The sequence below is a fragment of the Rapidithrix thailandica genome, assembly GCF_039710355.1.
Taxonomy (GTDB): Bacteria; Bacteroidota; Bacteroidia; order Cytophagales; family Flammeovirgaceae; genus Rapidithrix; species Rapidithrix thailandica.
This window is the reverse complement of sequence record NZ_JBDKWZ010000008.1, coordinates 93,157-109,622: the sequence shown is the minus strand read 5'-3', so window position 1 is coordinate 109,622 and position 16,466 is coordinate 93,157. Positions and strand designations below refer to the sequence as shown.

Below are 16,466 nucleotides of genomic sequence, written 5' to 3'. Positions count from 1 at the left end.
ATTATTTAGTCAAAAAACTGTTTACAATTTCCACCTTAAAACACTGAATCATTGAACGGCAGCATATAAATATTCCGTTGCTTCCTCCCAATTATTCACCCGGGTATATCCTGTGATCGAAACGTTGTGACAAGCAGTAAACAAAAGCCCTTGGTTTTTAAAGTGCTTCAGGTTTTTTACATGATCATCAATCATAAAATCCGTATCAATCACCTGTTTGCTCCCACAAAAGACGATACTTTTCCAAGAAATAAAGGGCAGGTGTTCTTGTAACCATTCGTACTTTTCAGATAAAGACTGTGGAAACTCCATAGCCGCCGAAACAATGAATACTTCAAAATCTTCTGCCAATTGCCGGACAGCTTCAACAGCACCGGGCATTGTGGGAGCCTCTTTAAAAAAGCCCGGAGTACACAAAAATTCCCGTATGGCTTCCGGTTTAGGAAAAGCCGAACCTTCAGGCTTCCCTATCAACGCTGATTTATCCAACCTGATCCCAAAGCTTTTTTCGTACCAATGTATATAGTGGCCTTCTATATCCACAATGACATTGTCCATATCAATCGCAATAGATTTCTTCATCGTCTTCATGTTATAAATTGCAAATTTTATTGTTATATATTGCAATAATATGCCATAATTTGCAATATACAATCAACTTAAAACAATATTTTTGCAAAATACTCAAGCCTAACTCAGTTGTAACATATCTGAAACTTACACCCAAAACCAAGCTAATACATTAATTTGCAAGATATTACAAAACAACACTTTATCAACCATACACAATCAAGCGTATGTGATTTCATTTTTTTATATTTTTGTGAACAAACGATGAAAATATGTTAAAAGAAGAGCGGTTAAGAGCAATCTTAGAAAGGTTAAATCAGGATCAAAAAGTACTGTTAACTACCCTGAGTAAAGAGTTAAAAGTCTCCGAATATACCATACGAAGAGACATCAAAACCTTAGCTGAAAAGGGTTTGCTTAAAGCCGTAAGAGGTGGGGCCGTTCCTCATTCTCCTAATTCTTATTTATTTAAGGAGCGAATACACCAAGGTAGTGAAATCAAAAAAACAATTGCTGAAAAAGCCCTTGGACTACTTCAAGAAAATCAGGTAATCATTCTGGATGGAGGCACTACTACTCTCACCATTGCCAGTATGCTTCCCGATAATATGCACCTTACCGTTCTTACCAATAGCTTCCCGATAGTGAGCATTTTGGAAGGGCATGAAAATGTGGAAGTACTCTTTGCCGGAGGAAGGCTATCGAAAAAACCCTTTGTCACAACAGGGCACGATACCATTGATTTTTTTAGTAAGTTTCATGCGGACTTATGCTTTTTGGGAATTTGCAGTATCCACCCCACCTTGGGCGTTACCAGTCCGGATTACGAAGAAGGGGAAGTCAAAAGAAGTATGATTCATAACTCTCTGCAAGTAGTGGCACTTTCGTCTTTAGAAAAAATCCATACGGCCGAACCTTATTTAATTTGCCCGGTACAAGCCTTGGATACTATCATCACGGACTTTTCACCTGATCACCCTTCGTTAAGTGCATTAATTGAAGCGGGCATCAACGTACTTTAAGAACCTTTTTTGTCTCCTACACTCAGTCACTTTTCACCGAAGTGAAAGCTCTCAAATTTATTCACAGCATAAACTCATTCAAAAAAGTCTCCTTTGAATAGAAAATCAAAGGAGACTTTTATCGCTAGAGGAATCGAATTTTATTTTTTAATTTCTATGGTTACCCAATCGCTGTCAGGATCATTCCCGGATACATCCAGGCCGGCATATACTTTCCATTCATGTGTGGCATTACGCCCCCGGTAAGTACCGTTGATATTTGCCGGAACCTCCAAATCTACCGTCCACTCATATGATTGGTTAGCTTCTAAGGTTTCCGCACCCGCCACTTGAATTTCCGTACTATACGTCTCCACGGTATTGCTCACATCTTCCTGATAGCGCCTCAACTCCCCATCTTCTTCCCTGGCAATATCGATGTCCCGGGCTACCACCTCTTCTATCGCTTTCACTTTCAGGTATACATTTCTTACGGATAAGTCCGCATCTTTTACTTGGCAACTAATCGTTAGGCTGACTGGCTCGTTGCCATCACTGATTTGATTTGCAGGTGCTACATTCACTACGGCTCCCCCTCCGGTCACCATATTTTTTACTTGCTTTAATTTGTCAAAAAATCCCATAGTTCAGAAATGCACGGTTTAAGTTAAAAAAATAGATTAAAAAACATCTGGGAAACGCAAGTAAAAGTTGCCTATTGCCTTCAAAAACCAGCGCTTATTCTAAGCTTTTTTCAGATGAGTGGATAAAGCAAACATTTACAGAACATTGTATACACTTTATCCATTGTGATTTTTTTTACACTACTTTACTTCATAAATACAAAAATCCCTTCAAGGTTTCAACTGTTCATCTGAGCGATCTCAGACCAGCAACAGAGAACAAAACCTCAAAGGGAAATCCGATCAATAATCCAAAGTGGGTATTAACTTTCCGACAGCACTTGTTCTTCCTTGAAAGATTTTCTTGGTTTTAAATCCAGCTTTTGGAACATCAGTTTGTCCCGGTCTTCGGAAGGGTTCGGAGTAGTCAACAATTTGTCACCGGCAAAAATAGAATTTGCTCCGGCCATAAAACACAAAGCCTGTTCTTCATCGCTCATTTCTAAACGACCGGCAGAAAGGCGAATCATGGCTTTGGGCATTAGAATCCGGGCTGTCCCGATCATGCGTATCATTTCCCATACCGACACGCGTTCTTGCTCTTCCAAAGGCGTACCTTCCACCGCCACCAAGGCATTGACCGGTACCGATTCAGGGTGCTCCGGCAAAGTGGAAAGCGTATGCAACATCCCTACCCGGTCTTCCTCTTTTTCTCCTAACCCGATAATGCCTCCACAACAAACGGAGATATCCGCATTTCGAACGTTCTCAAGAGTTTTCAAGCGGTCATCGTATGTACGAGTCGAAATAATATTTTCGTAGTTTTCTTCGCTGGTATCCAGGTTATGATTATAGGCATATAGTCCGGCTTCTTTTAGCTTTTTCGCTTGGTCTTCCGAAAGCATTCCCAACGTACAACACACTTCCATGCCCAGGGTGTTTACGCCTTTTACCATTTCCAATACATTGTCAAAATCCCGGTTGTCCCGGACTTCTCTCCAGGCCGCCCCCATGCAAAACCGTGTACTACCGGCTTCTTTCGCTTGCAATGCCGACTTAATCACCTCTTCTACCGACAGTAATTTATGTACATTTACATCCGTACTATAACGAGCAGCTTGTGGACAATAAGCACAGTCTTCAGGGCAACCTCCTGTTTTTACGGATAGCAATGTACATACCTGTACTTCTTGCGGATCATGGTATTGGCGGTGTACGGTTGCTGCTTGATAAATTAACTCCAATACCGGAGTATTGTAAATGTTGTCTACCTCTTCCTTACTCCAGTCAGTTCTGATTCCTGTATTTTGCATAGTTGATTTTTCAGATTAATGAAGGCTGCAAAATAAAAAATAAAAATTTAACTGTCGGATATCTTTTACATAAATCTAACCAACAGCTTGCTCTACCGGAGCTTCCCACTTCATCAACCCATTCTACTCACACCTAAATTAATTATTTGAAAACCAATAATTTAAACACAAACCAATCATGTACCTTTATCGGATAAAAGCTTTTGCTTGATCTCCTTAAAACGCGTCCTTCCAATAGGCACCACCTCTTTGTTTTGAAACACTAAAAAGTATCGGCTTCCGGGCTTGGTCTGAATTTCAGCTGCCTTATTCATATTGACGATATAAGATTTATGAACTCTTTCGAAATTACCCGGAAGAATGAGCAGTAGGTTTTCCAAAGACTTGTCGTGTAGAAACTTGCGCTTATTTTCCAGATAGACTTCGGAGTAATTGTTAGCCCCTTGAATGTATAAAACTTCTTCCATGGGTAACATTTGTAATCGGCCATAGGCTTTTACCGAAAGGTATTTCGCCCGGTAATCTTGTTGAGATTTTTGCCCTGAAAACCGGTCCAATGCCTTCGCCAAGCGATCCTGGGTAAAAGGCTTAGCGATAAAGTCCAACACACCATACTCAAAAGCTTCAATGGCCCGGTCTTTATAAGCAGAGATCACAATGGTATGAAAAGAACCTGCCACCATTTCTTTCAGCAGGTCAAAACCATCCTGACCATTCAGGTTCAAGTCCAATAAGAGCAAATCAATAGGATGGCTGTGAATATACTCTTGCGCTTGTAAAAGCTTCTCCAAAGCCACCACTTGGACTTGTTGTTCACCCAACAGTTCTTTCACTTGGTTTTCGATAAAACGCCTGATTCGCGGCTCGTCTTCGACAATGAGGATTTTCATAGATTTGACAATTTCCAGTGGTAACTAAACTTAATGAATTGCCTCACAGGCGATCTGCTATTTCGTTATCAAAAGCTTAATGATAAAGCGTAATTTCCGTTTTCCAACCCAACGCCTCCTCTCCGTTGCTGAGTTGCCAATGTTGTGCATAGCTCTCTTCCAAACGCGCCTTGATATAGCGCAATCCGGTACCCTCTTCGGTCGAACCGTTTACTCTAGGCTCAGGAGTTCCGCCTGCGATCAAAGTGTACTTTTTTAAAGAAGCCTTCTTTTCAAAAGACAGATAAAAATCCAACTTGCCCGAAATAGGCTCATTATGCACAATCCCATTTTCGATCAGGGTATGAAATATGGCAGGCGGCACTTTTTCCGTAAAATCAATGCTCTGAGTATTCAAGGTATATTCCACTTCCTTGCGCAAGCTCATCACTTTGAGCAATGATTCGCACAAGGTAATTTCCTGACGAATAGGAATCAATTCTTTTCCGGATATTTCGCTCAATACATGGAATTCTTCCGCCAAGGCCTGAATCATGGTTACCGCTAACTTAGGCGACTCCACAATCATTGCCATAAGCGTGGTGAGTGTATTCATCAAAAAATGCGGTTGAATATTGCGTTTCAACAACTCCACTTCCAGGCGGGAGGATTTTAACTGCGATTCCCGGTGTTCTCGGTTTCTGCGCTTCAGCTGCCGGGACATCGAGTACAAATGATAGATCACAAAAAAGCCAAACCCTAAATAAATAGAATGTTCATGCGGATGAAACACAAGCCCGCAAGCCAATAAACCCAATGTCGATTCCATACTGCCAGCCATCCGGTGATACATACCGTACCCCACCACGCCCAAGGACAATACCAACCAAGTAACAAGAGAGTAAACCACCATTTCCGAAAGCTCATCCATCCCTACCCAATAACCTAAAACCAAGCCCAAACCTATCGCAAAAACCCACCCTTTATTAGGCACCTTAAACCGGAACAGTATATAAAGCAGTAACAAGCCACCGATCACCGTTACATTTACGGCCTTGATTTTAATAATCAGTGTGCCCCAGAGGTAGGAATAATTATAAAAATACTTGACAAACTCGAAGACAGTAAGCGAAAACAAACTGACACAGAGCAAGCCAAAAAGCAAATAGGTAGATTCACGATAGGAGATAAAGTAAATAAAAAAATAGTAAATCGCAGTCACCAGAAAAATGCCCGAAAGCATATTGAGAAAAGTGGTAATGATTAATAGCGTTTTACTCCATTTCAAATAGCTGCCGGCAACAATGGCCACTTCATCTTCCCACAAACCTTCCGCCATAAAATTAGAGATGAGCAATGTAACGGTATGGCTTCCTTCTTCATCCAATGCACTGGGAATAAAAAACAAACTGTGGATATTTCCGGGAACTTCTGCGGCCGCCACATCACTCACCTGTCCGTTCTTTCCGATCAATACCCCATCCCAATACAATTCAAAAGCCCCGCCCATTTGTGCAAAAAGGCCGGAAGGAGCAGATGCTTCCAGGTTGGGTCCCAAATGCACATCGCAACGGAACCAATACATCCCCGGATCGCCTGGAATTCCCTGTTTCCAATCCGTGCCGATTTTTTCGTATTCTTTTGTGCCTGTTGCCTGATAGCGGTAATTACTCCCCCAGGCAGCCTGCTCCCCAAAAATATCGACTTCTCCTTCAAACGTGCTGAGGATGACATAGGCAATTCCACTTAACAAAAGGGAGATCACTCCTACCGATAAATAGCTTTTCCAAAGTGGGTTTCCTTTGATCATACATTTATACTTATTACTCTTTGCTTGACGGTCTATGAGAGGTTTCTGCCTTCAATATACAAAGTTAAGCGCTTCCTATTGAAGGAAGATACGCAAAATGAGCAGTTCACCCCAAAGCCTGAGCGATTGACCAAAAAGCCCTTTGTGTACGTACTTTCCGACTCCATATTTGTCATACCGAAGTAAAAGAATGTATCACAAAAACAACTGAAACAATGATTCGTATCCTCAACCTTGCCCTATGCCTGCTTCTTTTCCCTATTGCCTTTAACACTGCCAAAGGCGCTGTCATTACGGCTGCGGAAGAATATCCCCAAGAGCTTCTTGCCAAAAATTGGAAGTTGGATAAAATCACCGATTACGGCACGGACATCACCAGTCAATATGCCCCGTACGCCACAACCATTATCCTTTTTAAAAAGGACGGAAGTTTTACGATGAAAAACGGAAACAAAGAAGTTTATTCCGGGAAATTTATGTACGATGGTAAAACCAAAGAGATCACCATTTACAATGCACAAGGGCAAGTCAATAATACTTCCTGGAAGTTATCTTTCAAAGACAACCAAATGACCTGGCAAGGGGATTACCAATCGGGTACTACCGGTATTCAGGTGGTATTCCACACTAGCTAGACGGCTATATCGCAGATAAAGATTAAGTTAGTAGTTTCAGCATTACCCTCCGGGCCGCTTGATAGTAGTTCAAGAATGGTTTGCAGGGTAATCTTTTTTAATCAGGCAATTTGCTCTTTAACAAGGTTGATTTCTTCACTTACATCCACTTCATGTACGGAATGTAGCGTTTGCAAAAGCTTCTGTAGAAATTGTTGGTGACTCTTTGAGGCAGGGAAACGCGAACGGTGTTGCAAACTTCTTTGCACCTTTTGCCACCGCTTCAAAAAGGCTTGTGTGGGAACATCCATACAGCTTTCCGAAAACCGCTTCCAGATATGCTCGATCGCAACCTCATTCGGGTGAAGCATGTCCTCTTTAAAAAAGCGATAATCCCTCAACTCGTCCAGTAGAATTTCATAAGAAGGGAAATATTCCACCTGGGGAAATTGTTCCGCCAGCAAATGGCAAGCCACTCTCAATAAGGACTTGCTTACGGCATTTTGTGGCAGGGTTTCCTTCAGATGCCTTACCGGGCTTACCGTCAGAAGCACCCGGGTTTTGGATGGTAATACCGAAATCAACTCTTTGCAAGATTCTACGATTTCTTCTACACTTAACAACCTGCGATGAAACGCCTGTGCCGGCACCTTATGGCAATTGGCTACGATTTGCCCACTTTGCTTCCACTCATACACAATGGCCGTTCCAAACGTGAGGATCAGCCAATCGGCTCCCTGCAAAGCTGCTCTTGTAAGTGCTACTTGTTGTTTGAGGTTCTCTTTTACCCCTTGTGGAGACAATGCTGAAAAGTCAGAATGAAGGTTAAAGTGGTTCCACAGCTCTCCTTGTTGAATCAAATGCTCTTCCGGCAGCTTTTCTTGGGTCAGTGAGGTGCGCAACAACAGATTTAAGGCAACCGGATTAAAAATCACTCCGAACGGGTTGTTTAACACGGTGAATTTATGTGCTTGTAGTTTCTTGCCTATATGATCGGAAAAGCAAGAACCCGCCGTAATCACCTTGTCCGACAGTTTAAGCAAATTTGTATAAGGCGATATGTTTACTTCTGTATAAAACATGAATCCGTCAACTATGAAAACTTCTCATTTCTCCGGCTAAAACCCTGTCTATTTCAGGCTTCTTTACAAAGGGGCATTTCTACAAAGAAGGAGGTTCCGATTCCTATTTCCGTTTCAAACCAAATACTTCCGCCAGAATGTTCGATTCCCCGCTTGGCAATGGCCAACCCGATACCCGAACCGTTAACTTTGGTACTAAAATCAGGGACAAAGATTTTGTTTTGAATATACTCGGGAATCCCCGAACCGTTATCTCTGATTTCAACCAATATTTTGTTCGGTTTTACCGGTGTAAGTGATACGTGGATCTCAGGGAAACGCCCTTCGGGCACGGATTGAATCCCGTTAAGAATGAGATTGGTGAAAATACGGCTCATCAACTTTTGATCCCCCAACACGAAAAAGCTTCCTTCCGAAATATCTTCCACCACCTTCATCGGCCGGCTATTAGAATGCAATGAATGTAAACTGAGCGTTTCTTTTAACACCGAAGAAATCTCAAATCTTTCATCTTTTGGCAAAGGCATTTTGGCAAAGGATGAAAAGGAAGTAGCGATATCACTCAAGGTATCAATTTGATCCAACAACACCGTAATGGAGCGCTTAACCCGCTCATTGTCCGTATCCAGTACTCTTTGCAACTGTTGCAGTTGCAGCTTCATCGGAGTCAAAGGGTTTTTGATTTCATGGGCCACTTGTTTGGCCATCTCCCGCCAGGCAATTTCTTTTTCGGAACGGGCAAGGGCAATCCGACTCTCTTCCAGTTTCACCAGCATCTTGTTGTACTCCCCGATTAACAAACCAAACTCGTCTTCTTTATTATAATCCAAGGGTTCATCGTCACCACTCAAAGTCGTCTTTTTTAACTTTTGTGTGATCAGGTTCAGAGGTTTGATCAAGGCCCTGGAAGACAAATAGGAAATAATGAGCAAGATGGCAAATATAAACGTAAAGATGCGGATGATCACCGAAAAAATCTGAATGACTTGATGCTTAAAGTTCGCTTTGGAACTTAAGAAAGGAATACTGATAACCCCCAAGGGTTCACCTGAAACGTTGGAAAACATACCTACGTAAGCCGCATTGAAGTCCAAACTACCGATACGTTCATCGGAAACCAATTTGGATTGCTTTCGCTCAATCAAGCCGGCATATGCCTCGGGATTCACCCACTCCGAATACAAATTGATATCGAACAATAAGGATTGAGAAGCCCCGATCAGCCGGCCTTGTTTGTTGTACAAATTAATATCGGACTGGGTAAGTTTCGAAGCTTCGATGATGGCATCCAGCATGGCTTCTTTTGAAACCAATTGCTTTTCATAACTCGTCAAAGTAGTGATCAGCTCATTCCGTATATTCTGCGCTTTCTCAATATAATCCCCCCGTACTTCTTTCTCATTTTCTTTACTTAACAAGCTAATGATAATGGTACTCACAATAATCATCGGAACGAAAAACGCAAAGTTCAGATAAATCTGGACTTTGGTAGCAAAGCTGAGATTGGCCCGTTCTTCTCCTAAGAAAAAGCTGTATAGAGTCAGGCCGGAAAGAATGAAAAACACCAACCAAAAGAACAAAAAAGAAAAGTTGGAAAATATATTATCATAGGGATATTTGGACGATGAAATGATAATGTTCTTATTGCCCTCCCCCGGCACCCGCAAATGATGATAGTTCTGGGTTTCTATCTCACTGTCCAAAAACAAACTTTCCGTAGGCCGGAATAAGTCCAAAAAGGCATTGTCATAACTGTATTCTCCATAACTATAGATCAATTGATGATTGCTATAAATGGCATAACTGTATAGATCATTAGGAGCCGCTCCTTGGTATTTTTTATCAATAAAAATCGGGTGAATACTGTTGGGGACTATTTTTTTCAGCGTCAGTTCCAGGACTATACTCCCCTTTAACTTTTCCATTTCACGGATCGGAATAAAACAAATATACTGTTTCAAGCCCGTGGGGATATTATTGATAAAAAATATATTATTGTATTCCGTTTGGTATTCCGCACGGTTGTATTGCCGTAATAAAGAATCGTATTGGGGGCCGCCTTCCCGTTTCGAGATACCTATATCATCAAATACATTTATTTTTATATCATATTTATCATAATACCGCCCCAAGTACCTTCTTTTGATTTTCTTCTCGATGATTTCGGCCGAATAAGGTTCGGAAAGCTTATTTAATATCAGTTGGTCCTTTTGTACTTCCTCCGTCATTTCCATCATTCCGAACTCACCCATCAAATCGTTTTCAATCAGTAGTTGATTAGCAAACTTATGTTTGTTGATGATATCGCTACTCCGGTCGAAGCGGTACACGGCATAGGCTCCTACAATGGCACAGGTAGCCGCACAGGTGACCAAGTACATAAACGTACTGTAGCCAGACCTTCGCAAGGTAATCGGGAAGTTAAAAAAGGTAGTAATGGCAAAATAAAAGGCATTGACATTAAAAATCAGCATACTTCCCATATCCATAGCAAACGAAACCAAGTAGTACACCAGACTGGCCACAATAAAGGTAAAGGTGGTATCGTACAGCGAATTGGACAAACGCACCAATAACTTGGAAGCCAAGTGACTGACCATAAAGTATATGCCGGCACTGATCACAAAAACCAGTAAATAGAATAACTTCACTAACGTGATGCTGAGCTCCTGGGTGATATCGATTATAATTCTGGAATTGAAGTATATATTTTCCAGAATGTAATACAAATAGTATAATGCCAAATAGGATAAAATCACCAATAAGGAAGTAAGTACTTTGCGATATAAGTTCGAGGCGTATTTGAGTTTCCGGTAATTGAACAAGCGCAAAAAGTACTTGAAGAGAAAAGCGATAAACACCAGGGATGCCAGCATGTTGAGAAACAAATCTCCCAGAGACGGTGAGATCACCGAAGAAGCAAAAACGGTAGGATCAAACAGTTCAAACGGCACAATGGAATACGGAAAATTCCAGATCAACATAATGCCCCTCAAGCCAAAAAGCCCTAAAAACAAAACCCAAAAGGCCTCTTCTATCTTCTTCTTTTGTAAGAATAGCGCCACCCATTCTTTTACTTCCAATAAGTAAAACACTACAAAAACAGCAAAAAAGAAAAATACGACCCACTGTTTGTCTATATAAAAATCGTAATCATTGGGAAAGATAATGGAACAGAGGTACACATGATAACGGCTGAGGATAGGATACCCCACGGCATCCGAAAGTACAATTTCCACCCGGTTGTCCGGGAAGATGGTCGAATTCAGGGCCGTTTGCAGGTATTGGTTTTCAACCTGATAATCCTGTTTTAGAGGGATCAAGACTACAAATTCGTAATCATGATTATTGAGCACCAGCAAGGATTTTTTGACCAGAAATATAGAGTTATTGATCTCAATACATTTACTGTTGTAATACCCTTGAATATCCGCATAAGAAAAGGCATAGCGGTGGTCCGACCAAAAGATCAGTTTCTTTTGATTAAAAATATAGATGGGATAAGGTTGCTCTTCCAGAAGCTGCTCAAAGGTAAAATGATTGTTTTTGATATGTTGTTTGTACTCAAAAATGATATTTTCCGCTACTTCGGCTTCCCGGCTCAGATTTTCTTCCACCTGAGTCAAATACAATTCCGTGTTCGAGATATTTTTCAAATAATACCTCAAACTAAAGGTGACCCCCAATGCCAACAGGGCCGTAACCATATAAAAATACCTTTTAAGCTTCAAACTCTTATTTATTAGCCAGGTAATCGATAACACCCATTCTGTACAACCGGCACAAGATACATCTCACAAGACGCACTTGCAAAGTAAGTACAGCAAGAAAACATCCCTACATATTTGAATTGCTGCTCTAAATTAAAAACAAAAAAAAGAGTCAAAATAAATTTGACCCTTTATTTTATTTCATACCCGCCTTGAAACCCAAGGTTTGACGAGCCTCCGGGCATTCCCCCACTCATAGTAGATCCCGGCTCTTTTTTTTACGCCTTTGAATTCAGCATTCTGGCAATACGGTTTTGTTCACTAGTGTATTTTTTGCTGTGGCGGTACCACATCACCCCAATTACGACCAAAGCCAAGTAAGGAATAAGCATTAGATACAAAATTCCCACATTAAAGCCTGCGGCCAGGTTGCTACTGCCTTCACTTACATTATTTTCCAAGGTAGCCCGGCACATAGCACATTGCGCCATGGATTGGCCTGTGGCTAAGGTCAGAACCAGAAAACTCCCAATTATTGCAATTAGTTTTTTCATAGTAGGTAAAGTATCCACTGATTTTTCTTCTACTGTTGTTAAAGAGCTTGAATATTTTAAGCGTAAAACGGACTGATCAACAAATACACGATCACTCCTGTAAAAGCAACATATGTCCAAACAGGAAAAGTCCATTTCACGATTTTTTTATGTCGGCTCAAATTATTCGACAGCGCAAAATAGATCGCTAACAAGACCAAAGGTACGACAAAAACAGAACAAAGAATATGTGTAAGCAACACAAAATAATACAAAAACCGTATCGGTCCGGCCTCTGCTTTTTCAGCATCTGTCAATACCCCGTCACTATTAAAATCCCCATACAACGTATGATCGCCCTGATAGTGGTAAATGACATAAGAAATCAGGAAAATAGAAGAAAGCACAAATGCGGACAACATCAGCGTTTTGTGCAGGGAGGGGTTGTTTTTGCGAATAGCCATGTAACCCGCTACCAGACACAGAGCCGTAGTAGTATTTAAAGTAGCGTTCAAATGTGGTAAAAAGGACACATCGAGATCGCCCAGTTTGCCGGTTTGTGGCATAAATAACAAGACAGCTACTACCAAAGGAATGGCCACAGACAACACTCCGATGAGTATGAGATATTTCTTTTCGTCTTTTTGCGATACGGTGCTCATAGGATTGAATATGTTAAGATATGGAAAGCGATATGCTTACTTATCAGTTGGGTTCCACCTATTCATAGGTTTGTAGCAAGACCAATATTTCTTGAATCAGCCGGTCCACTTCCTCCCGGTCAGTACCACTATAGTATCCTCTGATCCTACCTTCTTTGTCGACCAACACCAGTTTATCACTATGGATAAAATCATTGGGATCCTCTTCAGCGGGTTTTGCCACCAGATAAAACCCACAATGTGCCAGGTCGTAGATCTCCTGTTTTTCTCCAGTCAACAGGGTCCAAAAAGGACTTTCGATTCGGTACTGTTCCGCATAGTCTTTCAACTCCTTCGGGCGGTCATTTTTAGGGTCAACCGTAAAGGAAACCAAGCGAACATCCGGATGGTCTTTAAATTTATCCTGCACCCGCAAAAGCTCGGAAGTCATATTGATACAAATACCCAGGCAACGGGCAAAAAAGAAATTAGCTACATAGACCTTTCCTTTGAGCGCTTCCGCAGCCAGGAATTGACTACTGTCTTGATTCAACAATTGAAACTCCGGAATATGATGTTGTTCCCCTGCCACATCCGGACAATTGGCCGACTTAGGGTTGAACACCATCAATTCTTTGTCTTCCGGCTGGTTTCCATCGTACACCGGCAAGTCAAACTTATTTTCACCAAATAAGTGCAAGCCAATAAAGATAAAAGCCGGCACGACTAATATGATGATTAGAGTACCGGCTTGAAGAGATTTTTTCATATGTATTCGAACAAACTTTACATTCCTGAATAATTCCTTCTCTACAGTTTGTGCAACACAAGAATCGTATTAGAAGCTGATCATATGCTCGCCTTCGTAAACCAAGGCGACCAACAACCAAATGATAAACACCGTAGGGAATCCTATTGACCAGATTAAGGTTTTCACCTCATGCTTTAAGTGCATAAATTCAGCAACAATATAGAAGGCTTTCACCAAAGTCAATGCAACGAACAATCCATTCAACAACTCCCGGTTCCAGGTATCCGGCCAAATAAATGCCAAGATAAATTCAATGACCGTCACAAAGAAGAGAAGAAGTGCGACAAAAATAATATGCTTAACGTTCTTTTTATGTTGCTCTTCGGGTGACAAATTAGTATCGTGTGCCATAGTAATGCTATATTTTCAAAATTTCTTTATACAGGTCCGACTTAATGATTAGATAAGGTAAAAGAAGGTAAAGACAAAGACCCATACCAAATCGACAAAGTGCCAGTATAAGCCCACTTTTTCTACCATTTCATAGCTTCCTCTACGCTCGTAAGTTCCCATCACTACATTGTAGAAAATAACAATATTAATGATCACCCCACTCAATACGTGCGTTCCGTGGAAACCGGTGATAAAGAAAAACAAATCCGCAAACAAAGGAGGGCCGTATTGGTTTTGCGTTAAGTTCGCCCCTTCAAATGCCACGCCATTGCTCAATATGGTAGGTGTACCTGTACCAACGATAAAGTGCCCCCACTCCCAAGCTTGGCAACCTAAGAAAGTAATACCACCGATCACAGTCCAAAGCATCCATTTCTCTACATCTCTCTGATCTTTTCGATGGCCGGCCTCTACCGCCAATACCATAGTAACCGAACTCAAGATCAAGATAAATGTCATCAATCCAACAAAAATCAAAGGCATATCCACTCCGTGAAAAAACGGGAAAGCATTAAACACTTTCTCCGGAATCGGCCAGTGTTGGTCTGAAAAGGTAAACTCGGAAAACAAGCCATCGTAGGCCGGGTGCATGAAACGGATCGTACCGTAGGTAATTAATAACGCTGAAAAAGTAAAGGCATCCGAAAGCAGAAAAAACCACATCATCAACTTTCCGTAGCTCGCCTTCAGAGGGGAAACTCCTCCATCCCAAATACTCTTCTTTGGAGTTTTAACAACAGTAGCAGTAGTCGACATAATTTGTAATTATTAGAAAATGCTGATAATTTACTAATTCTATTTTTTCAAGGGTATTCGCAGAATTATCCGCAATTTTAGGACAAAAAAATTATCTATTCAACAAAAGGAAGATAAATAAATAAATCCATAAAAAATCCAGAAAATGCCAGTAGGTGGCACACATCTGAATACGGGTAAGTCGCTTTGAATGTACTTTGTACTGAAACACAGCTATTAAGGTGAAGGCCAATACAATCAGCCCGCTTAAGATATGTGCCCCGTGCACTCCGGTAAGTACATATAAAAAGGACCCGGAAGGGTTGGCATTTTCACCACCGAAATTAATATCCACCGCCATTAATTCCTTCCAGCCCTGAACTTGCAGAATCAAAAAGGCCACGCCTAACAAACTGGTAACAGTAATAAAAATCTTCAATAAATCCAGTTTGTCTTGCTTGGCATAATGCAGGGCTATATGCATGGTAATACTGCTCAACAGTATCACTACCGTGCTATAATAGAAAAGGGTAGGCAGCTCGAATATAAGCCAATTCCCTTCTGCCTGCCGCACGATATAAGCGCTGGTAAACCCTCCAAACATCATCACCACACTGGCCATAAAAAGCCATAAGCCAAACTTTTTGGGGTGCATCCTACGGGTTCCCTCTTTCATCATCGAATTATCAAACTGTTTTGCCATCGAATTGCTCATTGGACTTCTCTAATTAGTCTTTTAAATTATCTGATTTACATTTGGCTTTTCACACCAAACCTTCAACGGTTAAATTTACTTCCTTTGACAGGAGATCCCAACATTCACTTGTATAAAACAAGCAATGCCCCTTAGATTTTATCGATCAAAAAAGCCAATTGCACTACCGGCAAATAGATAAAAGAGGCAAACATGATCTTCAAGGCGGCTTTATCCGTCCCGGTGCGCATCAATACAATGGTTTTCCATAAAAAGAAGGCCCCACATGCCACCGCTACCACCGCTGACACCCAACCCGACATGCCAAAGTACCAGGGGATTAATCCCATAGGCACCAAAAACAAGGTATATAACATGATTTGGAAGGAGGTATTAAAACTCTTTCCGGCTTTGGTAGGTAACATTTTAAAGCCAGCCTTTTGATAATCTTCGTGGCCCACCCAGGCAATTGACCAGAAATGCGGAAATTGCCAGATAAACTGAATACTAAACAAAATGATCGCCTCACCGGGAATGCCATTGGCCACAGCCGCATACCCGATCAAAGGAGGAAAAGCTCCGGGAAACGCCCCTACCAATACCGAAATAGGCGATATCTGCTTAAGTGGGGTATAGATAAAGGAGTACAATACTAATGAGAGCAAGCACAAACCCGCAGCCAACATATTGACAAAAGTGCCGATCAAAATGGCCCCCGCCAAAGTCATGGCCAATGCAAAAATGATGGACTCCGACACATTCAGGTTGCCAGTGGGCAATGGCCGGCTTAGGGTGCGCCTCATTAATTTATCCAAGTCTTTTTCAATCACTTGGTTCATGGTATTGGCCGCTCCGGTAATGAAATAACTTCCCAACAAAAACGCTAAAAAGGGGCCCCATTCAAAAGAGCTTTGCAAAGCCATAAAATACCCTATGGCTCCTGAAAACACTACTACAGAAGTCAATCGGGGCTTGGTTAAAGCCACAAACTGTTTTGTTTTGTAGGCAAGCCCTGGATAGGCCACTGCGCTATCGTATACATTTTCTTGAATCATTGCAACGAACTT

At 41.4% G+C, this 16,466-nt stretch carries 16 protein-coding genes; 2 read left to right on the top strand and 14 right to left on the bottom strand.

The window, feature by feature from the left end; all coding sequences use genetic code 11:
* Nucleotides 1–48: 48 nt before the first annotated feature.
* A complete protein-coding gene (locus tag AAG747_RS15260) occupies nt 49–582 on the bottom strand; it encodes a 5' nucleotidase, NT5C type (protein WP_346822057.1) in 534 nt (177 codons plus the stop codon).
* A 260-nt stretch (nt 583–842) separates the two neighbouring features.
* On the opposite strand from AAG747_RS15260, the gene AAG747_RS15255 reads away from it, so the two are divergent.
* Nucleotides 843–1,592 (top strand): DeoR/GlpR family DNA-binding transcription regulator, encoded by a 750-nt coding sequence (locus AAG747_RS15255; protein WP_346822056.1) that lies wholly within the window; start codon nt 843–845, stop codon nt 1,590–1,592.
* A gap of 140 nt (nt 1,593–1,732) precedes the next feature.
* Here the strand turns inward: AAG747_RS15255 and AAG747_RS15250 are convergent, their stop codons facing one another.
* The 4 genes from AAG747_RS15250 to AAG747_RS15235 form a co-directional block, all read right to left on the bottom strand.
* Nucleotides 1,733–2,215, bottom strand: coding sequence for a hypothetical protein (locus AAG747_RS15250; protein ID WP_346822055.1), 483 nt, complete (start codon nt 2,213–2,215; stop codon nt 1,733–1,735).
* 302 nt (nt 2,216–2,517) lie between these two features.
* Nucleotides 2,518–3,507, bottom strand: coding sequence for a biotin synthase BioB (bioB, locus tag AAG747_RS15245; RefSeq protein ID WP_346822054.1), 990 nt, complete (start codon nt 3,505–3,507; stop codon nt 2,518–2,520).
* 176 nt (nt 3,508–3,683) lie between these two features.
* Nucleotides 3,684–4,397: a LytR/AlgR family response regulator transcription factor gene (locus AAG747_RS15240; RefSeq protein WP_346822053.1), complete on the bottom strand. Its 714-nt coding sequence runs from the start codon at nt 4,395–4,397 to the stop codon at nt 3,684–3,686.
* Between the two features lie 76 nt (nt 4,398–4,473).
* Nucleotides 4,474–6,186 (bottom strand): histidine kinase, encoded by a 1,713-nt coding sequence (locus AAG747_RS15235; protein ID WP_346822052.1) that lies wholly within the window; start codon nt 6,184–6,186, stop codon nt 4,474–4,476.
* A 215-nt stretch (nt 6,187–6,401) separates the two neighbouring features.
* Here AAG747_RS15235 and AAG747_RS15230 point away from each other — a divergent pair, with 215 nt between their 5' ends.
* Nucleotides 6,402–6,821: a hypothetical protein gene (locus AAG747_RS15230; protein WP_346822051.1), complete on the top strand. Its 420-nt coding sequence runs from the start codon at nt 6,402–6,404 to the stop codon at nt 6,819–6,821.
* A 101-nt stretch (nt 6,822–6,922) separates the two neighbouring features.
* Here AAG747_RS15230 and AAG747_RS15225 read toward each other — a convergent pair whose 3' ends face one another.
* The 9 genes from AAG747_RS15225 to cyoE all read right to left on the bottom strand — a co-directional run bounded on the left by AAG747_RS15225 (nt 6,923) and on the right by cyoE (nt 16,454).
* Nucleotides 6,923–7,843, bottom strand: coding sequence for a GSCFA domain-containing protein (locus AAG747_RS15225; protein WP_346822050.1), 921 nt, complete (start codon nt 7,841–7,843; stop codon nt 6,923–6,925).
* A 92-nt stretch (nt 7,844–7,935) separates the two neighbouring features.
* Nucleotides 7,936–11,589: an ATP-binding protein gene (locus AAG747_RS15220; RefSeq protein WP_346822049.1), complete on the bottom strand. Its 3,654-nt coding sequence runs from the start codon at nt 11,587–11,589 to the stop codon at nt 7,936–7,938.
* Nucleotides 11,590–11,870: 281 nt separating this feature from the next.
* Nucleotides 11,871–12,146 carry a hypothetical protein gene (locus tag AAG747_RS15215; RefSeq protein WP_346822048.1) on the bottom strand — a complete coding sequence of 92 codons (276 nt, stop codon included), beginning with the start codon at nt 12,144–12,146 and terminating at the stop codon, nt 11,871–11,873.
* Between the two features lie 56 nt (nt 12,147–12,202).
* Nucleotides 12,203–12,787, bottom strand: a complete 585-nt coding sequence (locus AAG747_RS15210; protein ID WP_346822047.1) for a DUF420 domain-containing protein — start codon at nt 12,785–12,787, stop codon at nt 12,203–12,205.
* A 58-nt stretch (nt 12,788–12,845) separates the two neighbouring features.
* Nucleotides 12,846–13,535, bottom strand: a complete 690-nt coding sequence (locus AAG747_RS15205) for an SCO family protein (protein ID WP_346822046.1) — start codon at nt 13,533–13,535, stop codon at nt 12,846–12,848.
* 69 nt (nt 13,536–13,604) lie between these two features.
* Nucleotides 13,605–13,928, bottom strand: coding sequence for a cytochrome C oxidase subunit IV family protein (locus AAG747_RS15200; RefSeq protein ID WP_346822045.1), 324 nt, complete (start codon nt 13,926–13,928; stop codon nt 13,605–13,607).
* Between the two features lie 48 nt (nt 13,929–13,976).
* Nucleotides 13,977–14,726 (bottom strand): cytochrome c oxidase subunit 3, encoded by a 750-nt coding sequence (locus AAG747_RS15195; protein WP_346822044.1) that lies wholly within the window; start codon nt 14,724–14,726, stop codon nt 13,977–13,979.
* A gap of 91 nt (nt 14,727–14,817) precedes the next feature.
* Nucleotides 14,818–15,420, bottom strand: a complete 603-nt coding sequence (locus tag AAG747_RS15190) for a cytochrome c oxidase subunit 3 (RefSeq protein WP_346822043.1) — start codon at nt 15,418–15,420, stop codon at nt 14,818–14,820.
* A gap of 131 nt (nt 15,421–15,551) precedes the next feature.
* Complete coding sequence (gene cyoE / locus AAG747_RS15185) at nt 15,552–16,454, bottom strand: heme o synthase (protein ID WP_346822042.1); 903 nt, start codon at nt 16,452–16,454, stop codon at nt 15,552–15,554.
* Between the last annotated feature and the right edge of the window lie 12 nt (nt 16,455–16,466).

Coding starts and splice junctions, on each gene's coding strand:
- AAG747_RS15210 (WP_346822047.1), bottom strand. CDS start 12,787: ATGAGCACCGTATCGCAAAAAGACGAAAAGAAATATCTCATACTCATC.
- AAG747_RS15235 (WP_346822052.1), bottom strand. CDS start 6,186: ATGATCAAAGGAAACCCACTTTGGAAAAGCTATTTATCGGTAGGAGTG.
- AAG747_RS15255 (WP_346822056.1), top strand. CDS start 843: ATGTTAAAAGAAGAGCGGTTAAGAGCAATCTTAGAAAGGTTAAATCAG.
- cyoE (WP_346822042.1), bottom strand. CDS start 16,454: ATGATTCAAGAAAATGTATACGATAGCGCAGTGGCCTATCCAGGGCTT.
- AAG747_RS15205 (WP_346822046.1), bottom strand. CDS start 13,535: ATGAAAAAATCTCTTCAAGCCGGTACTCTAATCATCATATTAGTCGTG.
- AAG747_RS15230 (WP_346822051.1), top strand. CDS start 6,402: ATGATTCGTATCCTCAACCTTGCCCTATGCCTGCTTCTTTTCCCTATT.
- AAG747_RS15220 (WP_346822049.1), bottom strand. CDS start 11,589: ATGGTTACGGCCCTGTTGGCATTGGGGGTCACCTTTAGTTTGAGGTAT.
- bioB (WP_346822054.1), bottom strand. CDS start 3,507: ATGCAAAATACAGGAATCAGAACTGACTGGAGTAAGGAAGAGGTAGAC.
- AAG747_RS15260 (WP_346822057.1), bottom strand. CDS start 582: ATGAAGAAATCTATTGCGATTGATATGGACAATGTCATTGTGGATATA.
- AAG747_RS15190 (WP_346822043.1), bottom strand. CDS start 15,420: ATGAGCAATTCGATGGCAAAACAGTTTGATAATTCGATGATGAAAGAG.
- AAG747_RS15215 (WP_346822048.1), bottom strand. CDS start 12,146: ATGAAAAAACTAATTGCAATAATTGGGAGTTTTCTGGTTCTGACCTTA.
- AAG747_RS15250 (WP_346822055.1), bottom strand. CDS start 2,215: ATGGGATTTTTTGACAAATTAAAGCAAGTAAAAAATATGGTGACCGGA.
- AAG747_RS15195 (WP_346822044.1), bottom strand. CDS start 14,726: ATGTCGACTACTGCTACTGTTGTTAAAACTCCAAAGAAGAGTATTTGG.
- AAG747_RS15240 (WP_346822053.1), bottom strand. CDS start 4,397: ATGAAAATCCTCATTGTCGAAGACGAGCCGCGAATCAGGCGTTTTATC.
- AAG747_RS15200 (WP_346822045.1), bottom strand. CDS start 13,928: ATGGCACACGATACTAATTTGTCACCCGAAGAGCAACATAAAAAGAAC.